The organism is Hyphococcus sp. D3-15, from assembly GCF_055809375.1.
The window spans coordinates 4080747-4099916 of the sequence record NZ_CM147910.1 but is presented as its reverse complement, the minus strand read 5'-3'; the positions used below and the strand labels follow the sequence as shown (position 1 = coordinate 4099916).

Here is a 19170-nt window from a genome sequence, read left to right as displayed (position 1 = left end):
GCGCCGATTACGCCGCGCCTCGTCCGGGTTCACGGAGGCGGCCGACGCATTGTAAGTTTCGCGCAGCTTCACAGGAGGAGCGCGCATGGATTTACTTTCCGCCGTCACAATGCACGGGATCAACATATTGGCGACGCTGTTCGTCCTGCTTGCGGGCGGCGGGGTTTTGCTCGTCGTCATCATGTTCATCCTCGACGCCAACCAGTCGCGCGACGCCATACGTCATAATTTTCCGGTGCTGGGGCGGTTTCGATATCTGTTCACCCGGCTCGGTGAGTTCTTCCGGCAATATTTTTTCGCCCTCGACCGCGAAGAAATGCCCTTCAACCGCGCCGAACGCGACTGGATCTACAAATCCGCGCAAGGAAAAAACAACACGCTGCCCTTCGGCTCGACCCGCAATCTCAATCTCGTGGGCTGTCCAATCTTCATCAACACCGCATTCCCGCGTCTTGACGAGGAGGCGACTGATCCGCCCGCCGTGATCATTGGTCCGTATACGCCTAATCCCTATCATGTTGCGTCATTGATCAATGTCTCCGGCATGAGCTACGGCGCCTTGTCAAAACCTGCGGTGCGGGCCTTGTCCCATGGGGCGGCGCTGGCCGGCTGTTATATGAACACCGGCGAGGGCGGGCTGTCGCCTTATCACCTCGAAGGCGGCTGCGACGTCATCTTTCAGATGGGCACGGCGAAATATGGCTGCCGCGACGGGGCGGGGCTGCTCGATGAGGAAAGGCTCAAGACCATCGCCGCCCATGCGCAAGTCAAAATGATCGAGGTGAAACTCGCCCAGGGCGCCAAGCCCGGCAAGGGCGGGCTGTTGCCGGGCGTCAAAGTGACCGAGGAAATCGCGCAAATTCGCGGCATTCCTGCTGGCGAGCCGTCAATCTCGCCGAACCGCCATCCTGAAATCGATAATATTGAAGAGCTGCTCGATTTTATCGCCCGGGTGCGCCGGGTCACCGGCTTGCCCACTGGGTTCAAAACGGTGATGGGCGCCTATGGCTGGGTTGACGAACTCTGCGACGCGATTGAGCGGCGCGGGATTGAATCGGCGCCCGATTTCATCACCCTTGACGGCGGCGATGGCGGCACCGGCGCGGCGCCCATGTCGCTGATGGATAATGTCGGTCTGCCCTTAAAGCAGGCGCTTCCCATGCTGACGGATATTCTTGAACGGCGCGGTATGCGCGAGCGCATCAAGGTGATCGCCTCGGGCAAGCTGGTGACGCCGGTGGAAGTCGCCTGGGCCTATTGCGCCGGCGCTGATGTGGTCAACACCGCGCGCGGTTTTATGTTTTCCATTGGCTGCATTCAGGCCATGCGATGCAACACCAATAATTGTCCCACAGGCATAACGACGCATAAAAAACATTTGCAGGGCGGGCTCGATCCGCAGGTGAAGGCGAAAGAAGCGGCGAGCTATATTGAAAAAATGCGCAAGGATGTGGCGATGATCGCTCATTCCTGCGGCGCGCCCCATGCCCGCGCGCTGAAACCCTTTCATGTGCGCATTCAGCAGTCGGACGGAACCTCGATGCCGCTTGACGAATTGCTGGCGAAACGCCGCCCCAAGGCGCCGCACGAATATAAGGACGCCTAGAAAGCCCGGGCTAAATCTTTAAAAGCCCTTTCCGCATGCCTATATCCCATGCAAAGCGGAGGGAAAGACGATGGCGGCGGACGATCTCACCATACCGGAAAGCATTTTGTTGTTGGCGCTTCATGATGAAAGCGGCGAACGCAAGGGAAGTTTTCTGGAATATGCGCTGGCTGGCGCGGGCCTTGCCGAACTTTTGCTGATGGGGCGGCTGCGCGAAGCGGGCGATCCGCCAAAGCGTCTTGATTTCATCGACATGTCGCCGGTTGGCGAACCTTTTCTCGACGCTTGCATTGAAGCGATTTCGAAAAAGAAATCGGGCAAGAAGGCGGTTGACTATGTGAATGCGATGGGCGGCAAATCCGCGCCCTTGCGCATTCTGCTCGACCAGCTCACCCGGCGCGGCGTTTTGCAGATGAAGGAAAAGAAATTTCTCTTCTTCTTCACGCGGAGGGTTTATCCGGAGGCCGATCCGTCGGCGGAGAATGCGTTGAAGCAACGCCTTGCGACGGCGATGTTTGGGACGGGTGAAGCCGATGCACGCGACAGCGTGATCATCGCGCTCGCCAACAGCGTTGATATTCTCCGGCATAATTTCGACAAGGAATTGCTGAAATCCTACAAGCCGCGCATCAAGGAAATTTCCGAGGGCAGCCTGTTGCCCGCAGGCGCCGCCGCTGAGGCCATTGAAGCGGTGCGGTCGGCGGTCTTCATCGCGGCGATCATGCCTGCGATCATCGTGACCGCGACTTAAGGGTTAAACCCGCCTTCGCGCAGGAACTGGCGTTCCGCCGGTGTTGATATGCGCCCGAAGATTTTGTTCCGGTGCGGGAAACGCCCAAAGCGCTTGACGATGTCGCGATGTTCAATCGCGAAAGGCAGGTTCATCGTGTCCGGCAGGCGCGCCATGAACAGCTCGACGCATTCCTCCTGCACGTCCGCATCTTCCGCATGCATGAAGGGCATATAGAAAAACGACCGGCGCTGTTTGTTCACAAGCTGATCAAAGCGCCGCGCCAACGCCTCGCGCGCCACATCCAGCGCTTGCGCGTCCTGCGCAAAGGCCATTGGCGTGTCGCGATAGAGATTGCGCGAAAACTGGTCGAGCAGGATGATCAGCGACAGGGAATAGACCGGGTGCGCGCGCCACACATCGAGGCGCCCGGCTTTGGCGGCGGCGTGCATCGCGCCGAAACGGGTCTTGATCGCGGCGTCGAATTTATCGTCGCGCCGGAACCACTGATAGGGTTTCGATTCCTCAAACCAGAAGGAAAGCACGGCGTCGCCGTTAGCGTTGGTGGGGCGGATTGAGTTTTCATGCGACATGACAGCTGAAATAATCATGAGCGCTGGAAATTACAAATAAGCGCCGTCTTTCAGGCGGCTTTTTTGCGACGCGCGGTCCAGCCAAGTCCAGCTAAACCAGTGAACAAAAGCGGCAGTCCCGCAGGAAGTGGAACGTCAGAGATAGCAGTCGCTTCAAGGGATTCCAGATAAAAGGGCGTATCCACATATCCGAACGCCATCTGGAACACGCGGCCGAATTCGCCGGTCATCGCACGCAGAACCAAATCCGAAAAAGTCGTAACCCCGCCGACAGAAACGTCGAGCCCGCCAATATAAAATTCAATCAGCCCATCGGAGTTGTTCAGGGACTGATTGTCGACGCCGCGAAATGAAAGCGCGTCTAGATATGTATAGTCCCAAAAACTGACGAACAGCGCTTCATCTTCGCCATTCGCGCCATCGATTGCACTGTCTATCGGGTTTTCGCAGGGAAAGCCGGAGTCAAAAAACCCCGGATCGCCCACGACTGAACGGCAGACCCCCGCTCCTCTGGGAGAACCTGTTGCGGGGTCATCGAGATAAGCTTCAACGGGAAGACTGCCGCCGCCTGTGAATCCGTCATTTGTTGCGACGATATTTTGGGAGGCTCTTAGCCGCACCAGAACATTGTCACCAAAATCGATAAGCTCGTTTGTTGCGTGTCCCGGATTTGCTGTTGCGTAGTCGACAAAGTTCACCGATGTCGCTTGCGCCGGCATGCCGCCAAGACAGAAGGCGGCAAATGTCAGTGAAAATATTGCGCCAAATTTCATGAAACACGCCCCGTACGATATTCGAATGTAAAAAGGCCCTTATAGCTACAGTCTTGTCAACCGTAAGACCTTTGACAAGCGCAAAGCTTCATGGAGTTGTTACAAAAAAGGTCGCGCTGCAACTACAGCGTGGCGCAATAATGCGGCGGCTCAACCGAGAGATGCGACGCCAACCGCCTTCTTCATCACCGTCGGAACTCGCGCCTCATCCGGTTTGATCCATTGCTGGTCTTTGCTTTTGCGGAAGCCTTTCGGCGCTGCGCCCGCATAAACATCAAGAGTCAGATGGAAATGCGTGAATGTGTGTGTCGCTTCGCCGGTTTTTTTCCAGTTGGCTTTTACCGGCGCGGATAAATGCGCATCGCCGTTCAGCGCTTCCGCCCACTCTGTTCCCGGCAGTCCCATCATGCCGCCGAGCAAGCCTTTTTCCGGGCGCCGTTCGAACAGCATTTCCCCGCGCGCATTGGTGAGCGCAAAGACCGCGCCGACGCGATTGGGTTTTGGTTTTTTCGGCGCTTTGACGGGAAAGTTTTCCTGCGTCCCTGCTTTTTGCGCGGCGCAGTTTTTCGCGATGGGGCACAGCAAGCATAGCGGCGCTTTCGGGCGGCAGATGCCTGCGCCGAGATCCATCAGGCTTTGCGCGAAATCGCCGGAGCGTTCATGCGGCCAGATCTTTTCCAGCTTTTCGCGAATTTCGGTTTTGGCGGCGGGCAGCGGCGTTGCGATTTCGTATAGCCGCGCGGCGACGCGCTCAATATTGCCGTCAATCACGATGGCGCGCTTGTCGAAGGCGATCGCGGCGATGGCGGCGGCGGTATAGGCGCCGATGCCGGGCAGGGCGCGCAAGCCTTCCTCCGTATCCGGAAAGACGCCGCCATGGGTCTCCGCGACGACGACTGCGCATTTGTGTAAATTGCGGGCGCGGGCGTAATAGCCGAGCCCCGCCCATTGTCCGAGAATGTCATCCATCGGCGCCGCGGCCATGTCGGTGACGCACGGCCAGCGCGTCAGGAATTCGGCGTAGCGCGGACCGACCGTTGCGACGGTTGTCTGTTGCAGCATGATCTCCGACAGCCACACGGCGTAAGGGTCCGGCCGCTTGCGCGCTTTCGGACGCGCGCGCCAGGGCAGCTCGCGCGCATTGGCGTCATACCAGGCCAGCAACGAGCGAACGATTGGGGAAATTTTTCGGGGCGGATTTTTGCTCACGGCGACGGTTCTTATGAATGCCGGTCAGTGTTAGAATGCCCGAACGCAAACCGCAAAGAGCACGCGCCTTGGCCTATTCGCACCATACCCGTCCCGTCCGCCGCGCCGCGCCGTCCATCGCGCGGACCAGCGCCGCGATTTTCGCCGAACTGGCGAAAAAGACGAAATATGTGGACCCGGCGCTGGCCGAGCGCTGGCCGTCGCTGGCGGGCGAGAAAATCGCTGGGCTGTGCCGTCCCGGGCGGCTTACTGGTCGCGGACAGGGCAAAACGCTGGAAGTGCGCGCGCCCAACGGGGCCGCCGCCGCTGCGGTGCAGATGGAGGCGGATGGGCTGATCGCCCGGATCAACGCCTTTTTGGGCCCTGGCGCGGTTGGCCGCATCGCCGTGATCCAGTCCGGCGCCGCCGAACGCCCGGCGCCTAGGCCCTCAGGGGACGCCGGCGGCGCCGGGGCGGGGGAAGATGGCCCGCTGGGCGACGCGCTCGCCTCCTTCCGGGCGGCGGTAAAGCGGCGAAACGGCGGGAAATAAGCGCCCTCAAGGACTTGCGCCGGGCCGCGCCATCGGCGATTTTGCACCCTGAATTCGGCGTTTGCCCCGTTTTTTCGCGGGCCGGCGCGCGCCCCCGCAATTTGAAAGGTTCTCAAGCCCATGTTCTCCACACCAGTTGCATTCTCCCGCGCCGCGCTAACCGGCGCCTGCGCGCTTATTTTGATGGCCTGCGGCGGCGCCAATTCCAGATCCTCCGCAGCGGCGGACGCCAATGGCGCGGCGGCGAATTCGGTTGAGAAAACCGGCGAGGGCTCGCTTCGAGACATGGCGCTCGGGTCGAAAGACGCCAAAGTCACGGTCATCGAATTCGCTTCCGTGACCTGTCCTCATTGCGCGGTTTTCCACGAAGATATCTTCCCGGCGATCAAGGAAAATTACATCGATACTGGCAAGGTCCGGTTCATCTTCCGGGAATTCCCGACCGCGCCGGCCAATCTGTCGGTCGCTGGCTCGATGCTCGCCCGCTGCGCCGCCGACAAGGGCGGCGATGACGCCTATTTCCTGGTCCTCGGCACGCTGTTCAAGACCCAGGGCAACCCCTATCAGGAAGACAAGGGCTGGATTTACGGCGACGCGCCGCGCGAGGAATTGCTGAAAATCGCGGCCCAGGCCGGCATGAGCGCGGATGAGTTCGACGCCTGCATGAAAAGGCAGGAATTGCTCGATTTTCTTAATGCAAACATTAAGGAAGGCACGGAAAAATACGGCGTGAATTCGACGCCGAGTTTCGTGGTCAACGGCCAGACCCGCCACTTCAGCACGGTTGAGGACTTTTCCAAGGCTCTTGATGAAGTTCTGGCGAAAGCCGACGCCCCTGCCGCGGAATAAAATACCGGCGCATGACAGCTTCGCGGCCCGACGCCAGGCTCCGGCGTCGGTCGCCGCTTTTGGCAAGGCGCCTGAAAATGCTGAGGAATAATAACATCTCGCGGCTCTTGGCCTTACATCAGAATCGCCGATCATTGCGTGGGTTCAACGATGCGCCGGGGAAGTGGGCTCCGGTTCAGCGCTTATCGGGAAAAGATTTGTGAAGTTCACTAATGTCCGCCTTGTCGGCTTTAAGTCCTTTGTCGAGCCGACCGACTTTGAAATCCGCGAAGGCCTGACCGGCATTGTCGGGCCGAATGGCTGCGGCAAGTCGAATCTGCTGGAAGCGCTGCGCTGGGTGATGGGGGCGACCTCGGCCAAGGCGCTGCGCGGCGACGGCATGGATGCGGTGATCTTCTCCGGCACCACCATGCGCCCCTCGCGCAACTGGGCGGAAGTGATTCTCTCCCTCGACAATTCCGACCGCTCTGCCCCGGCGGAATATAACGAGATGGAGACGATTGAGATCTCGCGCCGCATCGTCCGCAAGGAAGAGGGCACGCAGTCGATCTATCGCATCAACAACAAGGAAGTGCGCGCCAAAGACGTGCAGCTCCTGTTTGCTGACGCCTCCACCGGCGCCAACTCGCCGGCGCTGGTGCGTCAGGGCCAGGTCGCCGAACTGATCAGCGCCAAGCCGCAAAATCGCCGCCGCCTGCTGGAAGAAGCCGCCGGCGTCACCGGCTTGCACACCCGCCGTCACGAGGCTGAACTGCGCCTGCGCGCGGCGGAGCAAAATCTTGAGCGTCTCGATGACGTGATGAGCGAGCTGGAAACCCAGAAATCCGCGCTCGCCCGTCAGGCCCGTCAGGCGACGCGCTATCGCAATGTCTCCGGCGATATTCGCCGCACTGAGGCAATGCTGTCCTTCCTGCGCTGGCGTGATGCGCTCGATGCGCAGGAAAAAGCCGCCAGCGGTTTGCAGGAAATCAGTGCGCTGATCGAAGAGACGACGCGGGTCGCCGCCTTGGCCTCGACGGCGCAGGCGAATGCGCATGAGGCGCTTGATCCGCTGCGCATGGCGGAAGCCGAAGCCGCCGCTGCGCTGCATCGGTTGACGGTTGCGCGTGAAGGTCTTGATGAAGAAGCGCGCCGCATTGAAGCGGAGCTGGCGCGGCTGGCGTCCGAGATTGAACGCCTAAAAGGCGATATGGCGCGCGAGAAAGACCTGCTCGCCGATGCTGACAACGCCATCGCCGCGCTTGGCGGCGAAGAAGAAGCCCTGCGCGAGCGCGAAGCCGGCGAAGCTGAGCATGTGGCCGCTGCGGAAGCGGCGATGAATGAGGCCGCCGCTGCGCTCGAGGCCGTTGAAGCGCAACTCGACCAGAAATCGAAAGAAGCCGCCGACATCGAAGCGCGCCGCAAGGCCGCGACCGGCAACCTGACCGCCGCCGAACGCCGGCTCGACAAGATCGTTGAGCAGATCCGGTCCTATACGGATGAACGCCAACTGATCGAACCGACGCCGGAACAGGCGCAGGCGCTTGCAGCGGCGCAGGCGAAATTCGCCGCCGCTGAAGAGGCCGCAAGCGCCGCCGAAAGCGCATTCCAGCGCGCGGAAGAAGAGCGCGCCGCCGCCGAAGAAAACGAAGCGGAAATGCGCGGTCCGATGCGCAAGGCCGAACAGAGCCTGACCGAACTCGACGCCGAGCGTGAAGCGCTGCGCCGGGTGCTGGCGGCGAATGAAAGCGAAGACTGGACACCGCTGATCGAGATGATCGATGTGGACGCCGGTTACGAAAATGCGCTGGCCGCCGCGCTGGGCGACGATCTTGGCGCTGCCGTGGATGAAGGCGCGCCCGCTCATTGGTCGCATCTTGGCGAAAGCGCCGCCGACATGTCCCTGCCGGAAGGCGCCCAGCCCTTGTCGCGTTTCGTGCGCGCGCCGGCTGCGCTCAACCGCCGCCTCTCGGCGATCGGCGTTATCGATGCGCATCAGGGCGCGGGCTTGCGCGGGGCGTTGAAGCCCGGCCAGCGGCTGGTCTCCCGTGACGGCGATCTGTGGCGCTGGGACGGGTTTACCACCCATGCGGATGCGAAAACCGCTGCGGCGATCCGGCTTGAACAGCGCAACCGTCTGCAAGTGCTCGACCGCAATTTCGAAAGCGCGCAGGAAAGCGCCGAAACCGCCAAGCGCGACCATGCGAGCGCGAGCGAACAGCTGAAAGCAAAACAGCAGAACGAACGCGAAGCGCGCTCGCTGTTCAATGATGCGCGCCGGGCGCTTGATTCCGCGCGCACTGGCTTGAGCGAACTTGAGCGCCAGCATGAACGCGCCGCCGCGCGGCTCTCCTCGATTGACGAAAACCTGACGCGCCTGGCGGATGAGAAAACCGAAACCACGCGCAATCATGAAACGCTCGATGCGGAATGCGCGGCCTTCCCTGATGCGGAGCTGATCGCGCAAGGCGTTGCGGCTGCCCGTGATGAAGTCGCTTCGGCGCGGGCGCGCGCGGCGGAAACCCGCACCGCCCATAATGATCTCGCCAATGATGCGCGCCGCCGGGCTGAACGGCTCACGGAAATTGCGCGCGACAAAAACTCATGGGTCCAGCGCGGCGATGCGGCCCGCGCGCGGATCGGCGAGATTGAAACCCATCTCAATGAAACCGTAACGGCCCATGAAGCGGCGCAGGGCGGCCCGGCCGTCATCGAAGAAAAGCGCAAGGCGCTGCTCGATCAATTGTCGGTCGCGGAAAAACGCCGCAATGACGCCGCTGACGCTCTCGCGGAAGGTCAGCGCGTATCGCTCGAAGCCGACAAGGCGGCGAAGGCCGCCGATCACGAATCTTCCGAAGCGCGCGAGGCGCGGGCGCGCCTTGAAGCGCAGGCGGAAGCCGCCGCCGAGCGCGTCGAAGAAGCCGCCCATCTGGCGCAGGAAACCTGCGAGGTCGAGCCCGACCAATTGCTGGCGGTCGCCGAACACAAAGAAGGCGCCGATCTGCCTGCGCGCGATGATATTGAGCGCAAGCTGGAGCGCTATAAGCGCGAACGCGAAAATCTCGGCGGCGTGAACCTGCGCGCCGACGAAGAAATGCAGGAAGTCTCGACGCGGCTGGAAGAGCTGGCGGTGGAGCGCGAGGATTGCGACAGCGCGATCCGCAAATTGCGCACCGCCATCTCCAATCTCAATCGCGAAGCGCGCCAGCGCCTGCTCGATGCGTTTGAAACGGTGAGCACGAACTTCACCGATCTGTTCAAGCGCCTGTTCAATGGCGGCCAGGCGGAGCTGCGTCTGGTGGATGCGGAAGACCCGCTTGAAGCCGGTCTTGAAATCTTCGCCTCGCCCCCGGGCAAAAAGCTCGCCTCCATGTCGCTGATGTCCGGCGGCGAGCAGGCATTGACTGCGACCGCGCTGATCTTCGCGGTGTTCATGGCCAATCCGGCGCCGGTCTGCGTGCTGGACGAGGTCGACGCGCCGCTTGATGACGCCAATGTGGAACGCTTCTGCCGCCTGCTGCATGAAATGGCGCAGGAAACGGAAACCCGCTTCATCATCATCACCCACCATGCGCTCACCATGTCGCGCATGAACCGCCTGTTCGGCGTGACGATGATCGAACGCGGCGTGTCGCAGCTTGTCTCGGTGGACCTCACCAAGGCCGAGGAGCTCGTCGCAGCGGAGTAGAAGCCAGTCCAGGCCTGTAGCTGTTGCGGCGTCGGGCCAGATAGCGAGTATTGCCGGCATGCCTTGCTCAACTCGCCCGATCTCGACCTATACGCTTATGGGCGCCGGCTTTTTTGTGGTTGCGGTCGCTGGCTTTTACCCTACTTATTTTCACAATCTGATTTTGATGCGTTCCGATGCGCCCCTGTTCATGCATGCTCATGTCGCGCTGATGATGAGTTTCCTGACTGCTTACTTTATTCAAACGCTTCTCGTGCGAAGAGGGGCCGTTGGCGCCCATAAACGACTGGGCGCCGTGACAGTCGTGTTGTTCCTTGCAATGTGCGCCATGATGTTGTGGTTGGCGCGTCAGGCCCTGACGCGAGAGCTGCCGCCTGAAATCGACTACGAATTCAAAAATCTGCTTTTGCTGCAAATCGCCGGGATGATCTTCTTCCCGGCGTTTTTTCTTTTGGCGCTGCTGTTGCGGCGGCATGCTGAATATCACAAGCGGCTCATGTTGCTTGCGATGATTTTGCTCATGGATGCGCCGATCGGCCGAATGCCGATTCCTGAGTTCGGACTTGGCGGATATTGGAGCAAACATTTGGCGCTCGATAGTCTTATCCTGATCGCCGGTGCGCTGGATTTACGAGAAGCTGGGCGGGTTCACCCCGTATACATGACCGGCGCAGGTTTCGTTTTGACCTCCCAGTTTGTGATCAACGCTTTATGGGGAGCCGAAGGCTGGCTGGCCGTCGCTGACGGCGTTCAGGCTTTTTTGCGCGAGGCTCATTAAACTTAGGCAATTGCCTTTGTGTTCTTGACTCGCCGATCCGGGCGATATACTAAGGCGTATGCCTAACTATCAGAATTCCGAACCGGAACCCGAATTAGACAATGTTTTTCAGGCCCTTGCGGACCCGACCCGGCGGGCGGTGCTGGCCCGCCTTACCGAAGGCCCGGCCAGCGTCAGCGAACTGGCCAGGCCTTTCGAGATGGCGCTGCCATCCTTCCTTCAGCATCTCAAAGTGCTGGAGGAGAGCGGGCTCGTCACGTCGAAGAAAAAGGGCGGGTCAGGACCTGCGAAGCGCAATTCGCCGCGCTGTCGGAAGCTGAAGAATGGATCGCCCATCAGCGCGCAGTCTGGGAGGGCCGCCTAGACCGTCTCGACGCCTATCTCAAAACCCTTCAGTCTACGGAGAAGAAGTAATGCGCCTAAATCACTACCTGCATTTTCTTGGTCAATGCGAAGAGGCGATCACCCTCTATCAGCGCGTGCTCGGCGGAGAGATCACCGCCATGATGAAGGTCAAGGGTTCGCCCGCCGAGGAGCATTACGGGCCTGCCGGCGCGAATGACGTGCTGCATGCATGCCTGACTTTGGAAGGTTGCGACATCATGGCGTCAGACGCGCCGAAGCAATTTTATTCCAAACCCCAGGGCGCGCATATCTGCATCACGCTCGACGACGAAACCGAAGCCGAACGAATTTTCAACGCATTGTCCGAGGGCGGCGAGATCACGATGCCTTTTGAGGCGACGTTTTTCGCGAAGAAATACGCCATGTTCAATGATCGGTTCGGCACGCGCTGGATGATCCATTGCAGTTGATTGAAGCTTAGCACGCAGCCACAGGAGAAAGCGGTGCAGCAGGAAGAATGCGATCTCACCATCACCCGGACCATGAAGGCGACGCGGGCGCAGCTCTGGAAGGCATGGAGCGATCCGGAAATTCTCGCGGAATGGTGGTGTCCGAAACCTTGGACGGTGAAAGATGTCCGCATGGAGCTTCGCCCCGGCGGCGCTTCAAGCATGACAATGTGCGGCCCTGATGGCGAAGAGATGCCGCAAAATGGCTGCATCGTTTACGTCAAGGAACGCGAATGCATCGTCTTCACCGATTGCATGGAGAAAGATTGGCGCCCCACGGGCTCATCTTTCATGACCGCGATCATCACCATGAAAGACTGTCCGGACGGCGTCGAATATTCTGCGGTCATCAAACACAAAAGCGCCGAGGACAAAAAACAACACGAAAAGATGGGGTTTCATGACGGCTGGGGCAAAGTCTTTGAACAGCTCGACGCCATTGCGGGAGACTTGTGATGGCCGCGCCAGACATCGCCCATGCCAGCCTGACCGTGACGCGCGATTATGACTTTCCGCCTGAGCGCGTCTTCGCCGCCTGGGCAAGCGCCGACGCGAAACGCCAATGGTTTGGCGCTGACAGCGACGGTTTCGAGATTGAAGACTACCGTCTCGACTTCCGCCCCGGCGGCGCGGAACGCTGTCATGGCCGCAAACCCGGCGGCGGTGCGTTCTCCAATGACGGCGTCTATCACTATATCGTGCCGAACGAAAAAATCGTGCTCACTTACTACATGACGATCGATGGCGCGCCCTATTCGGTTTCAATGACCATCATTGAGCTAAAGCCGCAAGGAAATGGAACGCGCCTGACGCTGATTGAAGACAACGCGTTCTTGACGGGCGTCGATGAAAATGCGGGGCGCACCCATGGCTGGTCCTGGGGGCTTGGCCGGCTTGATGACGCGCTGAAAACGGAAGGGCGCTGACGCGATGCCGCCGATCACCCATGAACTTAAAATGTCGCGCATTTTTGACGCGCCGCGGCCGCTGGTGTGGAAGGTGTGGACCGATCCGAAACATTTGCGCCAATGGTGGGGCCCGTTCGGGCCGGAGCATACGAGCTGCGAAATGGACTTTCGCGTCGGCGGCGAATTCTCCGTGATGATGAAGGCGCGAAACGGCGAAAGCGTGCCGGCGCGCGCGGCGATTCTTGAAATCATCGAGCCGGAGCGCATCGTTTATGAAGGCGCGGCGGATGCGCCAACCGCCTGCGGCGCAGGGCTTCCGCCCCGGGCGCGGGTCACCGTGTTGTTCGAAGATTTGCAGGCGAAAACCCGGCTTACCGTTGAAACCGTGTTCCCGGATGCGCTTGCGCTCTCGGATGCAAACGCCGCTGGCTACACCACAAGCTGGAACAAGACGCTGGATGATCTTCGCGCGCGCGTAGCGTCCGGTGAATTCAGCGCTACATAGGAGGCGATCATGGCCACGCTTTCGAAAGTCAGAACATGTCTGTGGTTTGAAAAGGGCGGGCTCGACGCGGCGCGGTTTTATGTGTCGCTATTGCCTGACAGTCACCTTGAAAGCGAATATGCGGCGCGACCGGAAGAGGAGCCGCTGACGGTCGAGTTCATGCTCGCCGGCGCGCCCTATCAGATTCTCAATGGCGGGCCGCATTACAAACTCACGCCGGCGGCTTCGATCTCTGTGCTGACGGAAGATCAGGAAGAGACAGACCGGTTATGGAATTCGCTTCTTGCTGATGGCGGCGAAGAAAACAGATGCGCATGGCTGACGGACCGGTTCGGCGTTTGCTGGCAGATCGTGCCGAAAGCGCTGTGGCGGGCTGTGACGGCTACGGATCAAGTGGCGGCTGAACGGGCGCGCCAGGCGATGTTTAAAATGCGCAAAATCGACATCGCCGAAATTGAAAATGCTTTTCACAACAAATGAAGGAGCGAAACCGTGACTTATGTGGATGGCTTTGTGATCGCGGTGAAGACCGCAAAAAAAGACGGCTATTTGCAGATGGCGACGGATGCCGGCCCGATCTTCCTTGAGCATGGGGCGATCAATGTCGTCGAATGCTGGGGCGATGACGTGCCGGACGGAAAACTGACGTCCTTTCCGATGGCGGTGAAGCTTGAGCCGGATGAAACGGTGGTTTTTTCCTGGATCACCTGGCCGTCCAAGGCGGTCCGCGACGCGGGCATGAAAAAAGTCATGGAGGACCCGCGCATGAAGCCGCCGGCTGATATGCCCTTTGACGGCAAGCGGATGATTTTCGGCGGTTTTGAATCGATCCTGGAGCTTTAGGCGCCGGATTCGGCGCGGGCGCGGCGCGGCCAGACGCCGCGCTGCGCTTCACTGTTGAAAATCAAAGGCTTAGAAGAAAATTCCGTTGCTTGACGCTGCGTTGCGGCGCCTATATGGTCCGCCGCGATTTCAAGGGGTGCGGGCGTCCGCGCGCGCCTGTTTTCGGGCATGCTCATGAGTAATGACTCCGGCAGAGACAAGGCTGATCAGGACCGGCCGGGCTCGCTGGATGAATTCTCCGAGCGTCTGGAGCGGATGAGGGCGAACGGCCAGGAGCCGGGCCCGCAAAAATCCGCTTCCGCCTGGGGGCGCGCAATGCGGATCTCGTCGGATCTGCTGGCCGGCGTTTTCGTCGGCGTCCTCTTGGGGTTGGGACTGGATCGCTGGTTGGGAACAGAGCCGTTGTTCCTGCTTGTCGGTCTGGGGCTCGGATTTGCGGCGGGGCTGCGCAATATGACGCGCACCTTGAATAATGGGAACGACCAGTCGTCAGACTAGCGACGGCCGGAATGGCGGAACGCCACGGGAAGATAAGAGATGATGGATTTGCGCGCCGCCGGGCCGATGGAGCAGTTCGAAATTCTGCCAATCGTGCCGTTGTCTTTCGGCGGGATCGATGTGTCGCTGACCAACTCTGCGCTGTGGATGCTGATCGGCACCGGCGCGATCATTTTCTTCTTCTTCATGGCGACGCGCCGCGCCAGCCTGATCCCGGGCCGGGTGCAGTCCGCTGCTGAAGTCATGTATGAATTCGTCGCTGACCTTGTGCGCGACACGATCGGCTCTGAAGGACGCAAGTTTTTCCCTTACGTCTTCACGCTGTTCATCTGGATCCTGTTCGCCAATTTGCTGGGCTTGCTGCCGTCCTTTCCGGGCCTCGCCCATGAGCTGCACACTTTCACAACGACCAGCCATCTCATCGTGACGCTGGCGCTCGCCATGGTGACGATTTCCATCGTGGTGGTTTACGGCTTCATGAAGAACGGCCTCAAATTCTTCAAACTCTTCGCGCCCTCGGGTCTGCCGATTTACATGTATCCGCTGATCGTGCCGATTGAGGTGATCTCATTCCTCTCGCGCCCGATCTCGCTCGCCGTTCGTCTTTTCGCCAACATGTTCGCCGGCCACATCATCTTGAAACTGTTCGCCGGTTTCGTGGTGTCGATGCTCAGCGTCGGCGGCTTCATTTCCGTGCTCGGCATTGCGCCGTTCCTCGGCGCGGTCGCCGTCACCATGCTCGAATTTCTGGTCGCGGCGCTGCAAGCCTATGTGTTTGCAGTCCTGACCTGCATCTACCTCTCTGACGCGGCGCACGCCGCCGACCACTAACAACAAGTTTCCCGCGCGGTTCGAACAGGGCCAGCCGCGAAACCGGGATAAACGGCTCAACGAAAACTCCAGGAGTGACTACAATGGAAGCAGAAGCAGCAAAACTCATCGGCGCCGGTCTCGCCGCAATCCCGCTCGCAGGCGCAGGCGTCGGCCTTGGCCTCATCTTCGGCAACTTTCTGTCCGGCGCGTTCCGCAATCCGTCTGCGGCAGCTCAGAACCAGCCGACCATGCTTCTCGCCTTCGCGCTGACCGAATTCACCGGTCTTCTCGGCTTCGCGATCGCGATGATCATTCTCTACACGTTCTAAGGCCCGTTCTTTTTAAAGAAGGAGGGGACCCTTGTCCGTCTTCGCAAGTCTGATCGTCACCGCCGCTGCAGCCGCCACGGAAGCGCATGAAGAAGCCGCTTCCGCCGGTTTGCCGCAGCTTGATCCCTCATCCTGGCCGAGCCAGCTATTCTGGCTCGCCCTGACCTTCGGCGTGCTCTACTGGCTGATGGCGGGCAAGTTCCTGCCGTCGCTGGGCGGCGCGATTGAAGAACGCCGGGACCGAATGGCGGATGACCTCGACCAGGCGGCGGAGTTCAAACGCCAGGCCGAGGATGCCGAGACCGCCTATAACAAGGCGCTCGCCGACGCCCGCGCCAAGGCGCAAGGCATCGCGGCCGACACGCGTGCGGAAATGGACAAGGAAATCGCCGAGCTTCAGGCGGAGACCGACGCCGCCCTCGAAAAGCAGCTCGCCGCCGCCGAAGCCCGCATCACCAAGATGACGGCGGACGCTGCTGCGAAAGTGCGCGAGGCCGCAGCCGACACCACGCGCGCCGTCGTTGAGACCCTGATTGACGAGGCGCCGACCGACGACGCGGTGGCGAAAGCCATCGCCGCCGTCGCCCGCGCATAAGGACGCATGACGATGATCAATATCGCCGCAATCGCGCTCGCCGCCGCTGAAGAAGCCGCCCATGGGGCTGGCGCTGAACACGCCTCGCCGGGCTTGTTTCAGGATTCCGCGCTTTATGTGATGATCGCCTTCATCATTGTCATCGTCGTGTTCGCCCGCGCCGGGGTGCACAAGATGATCGTCTCCGGGCTCGACAAGCGCGCCCAGAAGATCGCTGACGATATCAATGAAGCGCGCAAAATGCGGGAAGAGGCGCAGGAGCTGCTGGCTTCTTATCAGCGCCGCCAGCGCGAAGCCGAAGAAGAAGCCGCCGGCATCATCGAGCAGGCCCGCAAGGACGCCGCGCGGATGACCGCCGAAGCGCACGCCAAAATCGCCGAACAGACCGACCGCCGGATCAAGGCGGCGGAAGACAAGATCGCCCGCGCCGAGGCGCAGGCCCTGTCTGAGGTGCGCGGCCAGACCGCTGACCTCGCCATCGAGGCGGCGCGTCACATCATCCGTGAGCGGATGGACGCGGGCGCGCAGGGAGCCTTCATCGACAAGGCGATCGCGGGCCTCAAAGAAAAGCTCAACTAGGCTTAGTCCAGCTCCCGGGAGCCATCCTTCGAGACACAAAAATCCTTCATCCTGAGGGCGTTCGCGAAGCGGATGCATCTCGAAGGACGAAGGAATTTTGCTCCTCAGGATGAAGGGGTTTCTGCCCAATTGCCGGGCGGCGCCAGTCCCTTAACTGTTAGTCCAGCTCCGGCGACCAGGGCTGAAGCTCGTCCAGTTTGCGCTGGCGCTGATCTTCCGGGGTGAGCGAATAATCGCCGCCAAAAGCCGAAGACTCCCACGATCCATAAGACGGGTTGGGCAGCATCAGCCAGTCGCGGCCCCAACGCTCCTCATTCATCACATAGACTTTCTGGCGCGCCGCCGGTGAGCCGTCATAATCGTCGGTGAAGTCGCCGAAATTATCGCCGAGCAAAAGCAGGATGCGGTAATCCCTGGCGACCGCCGCGCGGCGCGTGCCCTTGGCCGACGTCCAGTCCGGTTGTTCGCCCTTGGTCATCACCATATCGGATTTTCCGTCGCGGGTGACGGTGATCGGGAAGCCGAGATCGAAAAGATTTTGCGCCGTGCCTTTCTCGACTTCGGCGCTGCGATTGGTGACGTAAAAGACTTTGACGCCCTTCGCGGCGGCGGCTTTTGTAAACGCCACGGCGCCCGGTATGGCGCGGGCCCGTCCCGCGCTCGCCCATTCATTCCAGCTCGCGCTTGAATAGCTGGCGCCGCTTGCCACCATCCACGCCTGATAGGGCGAATTGTCGAGCACGGTTTCATCCGCATCAAGAATAATCGCCGGCGGCAGCATCTCGTAGCCCGGCTGTTGTTCGACCGGCGCGGCGGTCCAGCTTGCATCCGCCAGCGCTTCGTTGAGGCGTTTTTCCGCCAGCGCATAGATCGCATCCGTCGTCGCTTTATATTCGACCGATTGTTGCATCCACAGCGTCGCATTGAGCCGGTCATCGGGGGCGGGGCCGGATAGCGCGCCTTCGCGCGCGGAGCCTGATTGCGCGCCTTCGCGCGCCGGGCCAGATTGCGCGCCTTCGCGCGCGGGCGGCGCTGTTGTTGTGGCGCAGGCGGCGAGCAGCGCGCAGGCCGCGCCGGCGAGGGCGAGGCGTTTCAGCAAGGTTTTACGGTCCGGCATGGAATGAATTCCCCTGTGCGGTTGTTTCCACTGAGCATAGAAGCTGCGCCCCGCCGGGAAAATGCTTATATTCAACTTTCAGAAATCAGGATTTCCATGCGCAATCTTATTGTACTCGCCTTCGCCCTCCTTGCCGCCTGCGCCAGCCCGCCGGTCAATCGCGACGCCTCGGCGCCGCTGGAAACCGTCGCAAAAGTCGACACCGCGCGCTATCTCGGCCGCTGGTATGAGATTGCGCGCTTTCCAAACCGGTTTGAGAAAAACTGCGAGGGCGTCACCGCCGATTATGCGATGCGCGAAGACGGGTTGATCTCCGTCATCAATACCTGCCGCGAGGGTGCGCCGGACGGGAAAGAAAAGGCCGCCAAGGGACGCGCGCGGATTGTCGACGCCAAGACCAATGCGAAACTCGAAGTGAGTTTCTTCGGGCCGTTCTGGGGTGACTATTGGGTGATCGGCCTTGCGGATGATTATTCCCTGTCGCTGGTCGGCGAACCGGAGGGACGCTATCTCTGGATCCTTTCGCGCACGCCGGAAATTTCTGACGCAGTGCGCGACAAGGCGGTAAGCGACCTCAAGGCGATGGGCTACAATACCGACGCGCTGTACTGGACGAAGCAGGCTTTGGGGCGCTAACGACTAATCTTCAATTACTTCCGTACCGTCGCCATAAGTCACTGTGACTGAAGTTACGCCAGCACTAGCAAGCGCATCAACCAGCTCCCAGAAAGCACGCGGCTCCGACGATCCAAAGTCAACAGAAATGGAAGCATCTTCAATTAGTACGGAATGAATGATGTTGCCGAAGGTTTTGGCGTCATCATATCGGACCTCTTCAACATCAAACCAATAGCCGAACCATGTATCAATGTCTTCATCTGCAATCGGCTTGTCTGCTTGGATGCGCACATCATCCCAACGCATTGTCGAAATCGTGATTTCAATTCCGCTTCTCGCCCCGCTTGTTACGGGAAACCCTAAACCAGACTCTATCGCTAACTCTTTTACGACAGGCCCATCGTCGTTTTGGACGAAGTCGACACAATAAAGGTCACCATAGATTGGATTTTCGGCAGGCATTTGGAACTTACCCTCGGGACTGCACATTGTGCAGGCCGCAAGTTCTCGTTCTACAAATGACTCTAATTGCGCGAAGTAATGATCGCGGACATTCTCAACGATAAGCGCCAGATCAGCCATGCAAAGCCCCCATCACAGGTTTGGATAGGAGCCTAATATAAATCTTGCAAAGAACCTATCCGCCATGCTTTTCCTGACCTTGTCGCGCAGGAAGCCGATGGGTTTGCGGCCGGTCTCGGCTTCATAGCGCCAATAGGTCCAGCCGCCGCGCCGATTAATTCCGCGTAATCATCATTGTGCGGTTGCAACAAAGC

At 60.1% G+C, this 19170-nt stretch carries 23 protein-coding genes and 1 pseudogene; 19 read left to right on the top strand and 5 right to left on the bottom strand.

Annotation, left to right across the window (positions count from 1 at the left end; translation table 11 throughout):
* Positions 1-109 precede the first annotated feature (109 nt).
* Both AC0L8G_RS19720 and AC0L8G_RS19715 read left to right on the top strand, forming a co-directional pair.
* Positions 110-1606, top strand: a complete 1497-nt coding sequence (locus AC0L8G_RS19720; RefSeq protein WP_473388916.1) for an FMN-binding glutamate synthase family protein — start codon at positions 110-112, stop codon at positions 1604-1606.
* A gap of 70 nt (positions 1607-1676) precedes the next feature.
* Positions 1677-2357, top strand: coding sequence for a GOLPH3/VPS74 family protein (locus tag AC0L8G_RS19715; RefSeq protein WP_473385881.1), 681 nt, complete (start codon positions 1677-1679; stop codon positions 2355-2357).
* On the opposite strand, the gene AC0L8G_RS19710 is transcribed toward AC0L8G_RS19715, so the two are convergent.
* The 3 genes from AC0L8G_RS19710 to mutY form a co-directional block, all read right to left on the bottom strand.
* The gene (locus AC0L8G_RS19710) at positions 2354-2947 is read right to left on the bottom strand and encodes a DUF924 family protein (protein WP_473385880.1); all 594 of its coding nucleotides are present in this window, start codon (positions 2945-2947) and stop codon (positions 2354-2356) included. The two genes, AC0L8G_RS19715 and AC0L8G_RS19710, sit on opposite strands and share 4 nt — an antisense overlap.
* A 32-nt stretch (positions 2948-2979) precedes the next feature.
* A complete protein-coding gene (locus AC0L8G_RS19705) occupies positions 2980-3702 on the bottom strand; it encodes a VPLPA-CTERM sorting domain-containing protein (protein ID WP_473385879.1) in 723 nt (240 codons plus the stop codon).
* A gap of 150 nt (positions 3703-3852) precedes the next feature.
* Positions 3853-4911 (bottom strand): A/G-specific adenine glycosylase, encoded by a 1059-nt coding sequence (mutY, locus tag AC0L8G_RS19700; RefSeq protein ID WP_473385878.1) that lies wholly within the window; start codon positions 4909-4911, stop codon positions 3853-3855.
* A gap of 68 nt (positions 4912-4979) precedes the next feature.
* Here mutY and AC0L8G_RS19695 point away from each other — a divergent pair, with 68 nt between their 5' ends.
* From AC0L8G_RS19695 to atpF, 16 genes and pseudogenes are all read left to right on the top strand, one after another.
* On the top strand, positions 4980-5441 hold the full coding sequence (locus tag AC0L8G_RS19695; RefSeq protein ID WP_473385877.1) for a DciA family protein: 462 nt from the start codon (positions 4980-4982) through the stop codon (positions 5439-5441).
* A gap of 120 nt (positions 5442-5561) precedes the next feature.
* Positions 5562-6290 (top strand): DsbA family protein, encoded by a 729-nt coding sequence (locus AC0L8G_RS19690; protein ID WP_473385876.1) that lies wholly within the window; start codon positions 5562-5564, stop codon positions 6288-6290.
* Between the two features lie 199 nt (positions 6291-6489).
* Positions 6490-9957, top strand: a complete 3468-nt coding sequence (gene smc, locus AC0L8G_RS19685; protein WP_473385875.1) for a chromosome segregation protein SMC — start codon at positions 6490-6492, stop codon at positions 9955-9957.
* A 58-nt stretch (positions 9958-10015) separates the two neighbouring features.
* Positions 10016-10735, top strand: a complete 720-nt coding sequence (locus AC0L8G_RS19680; protein WP_473385874.1) for a hypothetical protein — start codon at positions 10016-10018, stop codon at positions 10733-10735.
* Positions 10736-10793: 58 nt separating this feature from the next.
* Positions 10794-11149: pseudogene (locus AC0L8G_RS19675) on the top strand (ArsR/SmtB family transcription factor).
* Positions 11149-11550, top strand: coding sequence for a VOC family protein (locus AC0L8G_RS19670; protein WP_473385873.1), 402 nt, complete (start codon positions 11149-11151; stop codon positions 11548-11550). The pseudogene AC0L8G_RS19675 and the gene AC0L8G_RS19670 overlap by 1 nt, the downstream one beginning before the upstream one ends.
* 33 nt (positions 11551-11583) lie before the next feature.
* Positions 11584-12045 carry an SRPBCC family protein gene (locus tag AC0L8G_RS19665; RefSeq protein ID WP_473385872.1) on the top strand — a complete coding sequence of 154 codons (462 nt, stop codon included), beginning with the start codon at positions 11584-11586 and terminating at the stop codon, positions 12043-12045.
* Entirely contained in the window at positions 12045-12515 is a 471-nt protein-coding gene (locus tag AC0L8G_RS19660; RefSeq protein WP_473385871.1) for an SRPBCC family protein, read from the top strand. Before AC0L8G_RS19665 ends, AC0L8G_RS19660 begins: the two co-directional genes overlap by 1 nt.
* A 4-nt stretch (positions 12516-12519) precedes the next feature.
* On the top strand, positions 12520-13002 hold the full coding sequence (locus AC0L8G_RS19655; protein ID WP_473385870.1) for an SRPBCC family protein: 483 nt from the start codon (positions 12520-12522) through the stop codon (positions 13000-13002).
* Positions 13003-13011: 9 nt separating this feature from the next.
* Complete coding sequence (locus AC0L8G_RS19650; protein WP_473385869.1) at positions 13012-13482, top strand: VOC family protein; 471 nt, start codon at positions 13012-13014, stop codon at positions 13480-13482.
* 12 nt (positions 13483-13494) lie between these two features.
* Positions 13495-13845, top strand: coding sequence for a DUF1428 domain-containing protein (locus tag AC0L8G_RS19645; protein WP_473385868.1), 351 nt, complete (start codon positions 13495-13497; stop codon positions 13843-13845).
* A 174-nt stretch (positions 13846-14019) separates the two neighbouring features.
* Positions 14020-14343, top strand: a complete 324-nt coding sequence (locus AC0L8G_RS19640; RefSeq protein WP_473385867.1) for an AtpZ/AtpI family protein — start codon at positions 14020-14022, stop codon at positions 14341-14343.
* 39 nt (positions 14344-14382) lie between these two features.
* Positions 14383-15174, top strand: a complete 792-nt coding sequence (locus AC0L8G_RS19635) for a F0F1 ATP synthase subunit A (RefSeq protein ID WP_473385866.1) — start codon at positions 14383-14385, stop codon at positions 15172-15174.
* Positions 15175-15257: 83 nt separating this feature from the next.
* Positions 15258-15485 (top strand): F0F1 ATP synthase subunit C, encoded by a 228-nt coding sequence (locus tag AC0L8G_RS19630; RefSeq protein WP_104828989.1) that lies wholly within the window; start codon positions 15258-15260, stop codon positions 15483-15485.
* Positions 15486-15516: 31 nt separating this feature from the next.
* Entirely contained in the window at positions 15517-16080 is a 564-nt protein-coding gene (locus tag AC0L8G_RS19625) for a F0F1 ATP synthase subunit B family protein (RefSeq protein WP_473385865.1), read from the top strand.
* Between the two features lie 6 nt (positions 16081-16086).
* Positions 16087-16659, top strand: a complete 573-nt coding sequence (gene atpF, locus AC0L8G_RS19620) for a F0F1 ATP synthase subunit B (RefSeq protein WP_473385864.1) — start codon at positions 16087-16089, stop codon at positions 16657-16659.
* Between the two features lie 157 nt (positions 16660-16816).
* Here atpF and AC0L8G_RS19615 read toward each other — a convergent pair whose 3' ends face one another.
* Positions 16817-17776: a 5'-nucleotidase, lipoprotein e(P4) family gene (locus tag AC0L8G_RS19615; protein ID WP_473385863.1), complete on the bottom strand. Its 960-nt coding sequence runs from the start codon at positions 17774-17776 to the stop codon at positions 16817-16819.
* Between the two features lie 96 nt (positions 17777-17872).
* Here AC0L8G_RS19615 and AC0L8G_RS19610 point away from each other — a divergent pair, with 96 nt between their 5' ends.
* Entirely contained in the window at positions 17873-18412 is a 540-nt protein-coding gene (locus AC0L8G_RS19610) for a lipocalin family protein (RefSeq protein WP_473385862.1), read from the top strand.
* 3 nt (positions 18413-18415) lie between these two features.
* Here the strand turns inward: AC0L8G_RS19610 and AC0L8G_RS19605 are convergent, their stop codons facing one another.
* A complete protein-coding gene (locus AC0L8G_RS19605) occupies positions 18416-18976 on the bottom strand; it encodes a hypothetical protein (RefSeq protein WP_473385861.1) in 561 nt (186 codons plus the stop codon).
* Positions 18977-19170 lie beyond the last annotated feature (194 nt).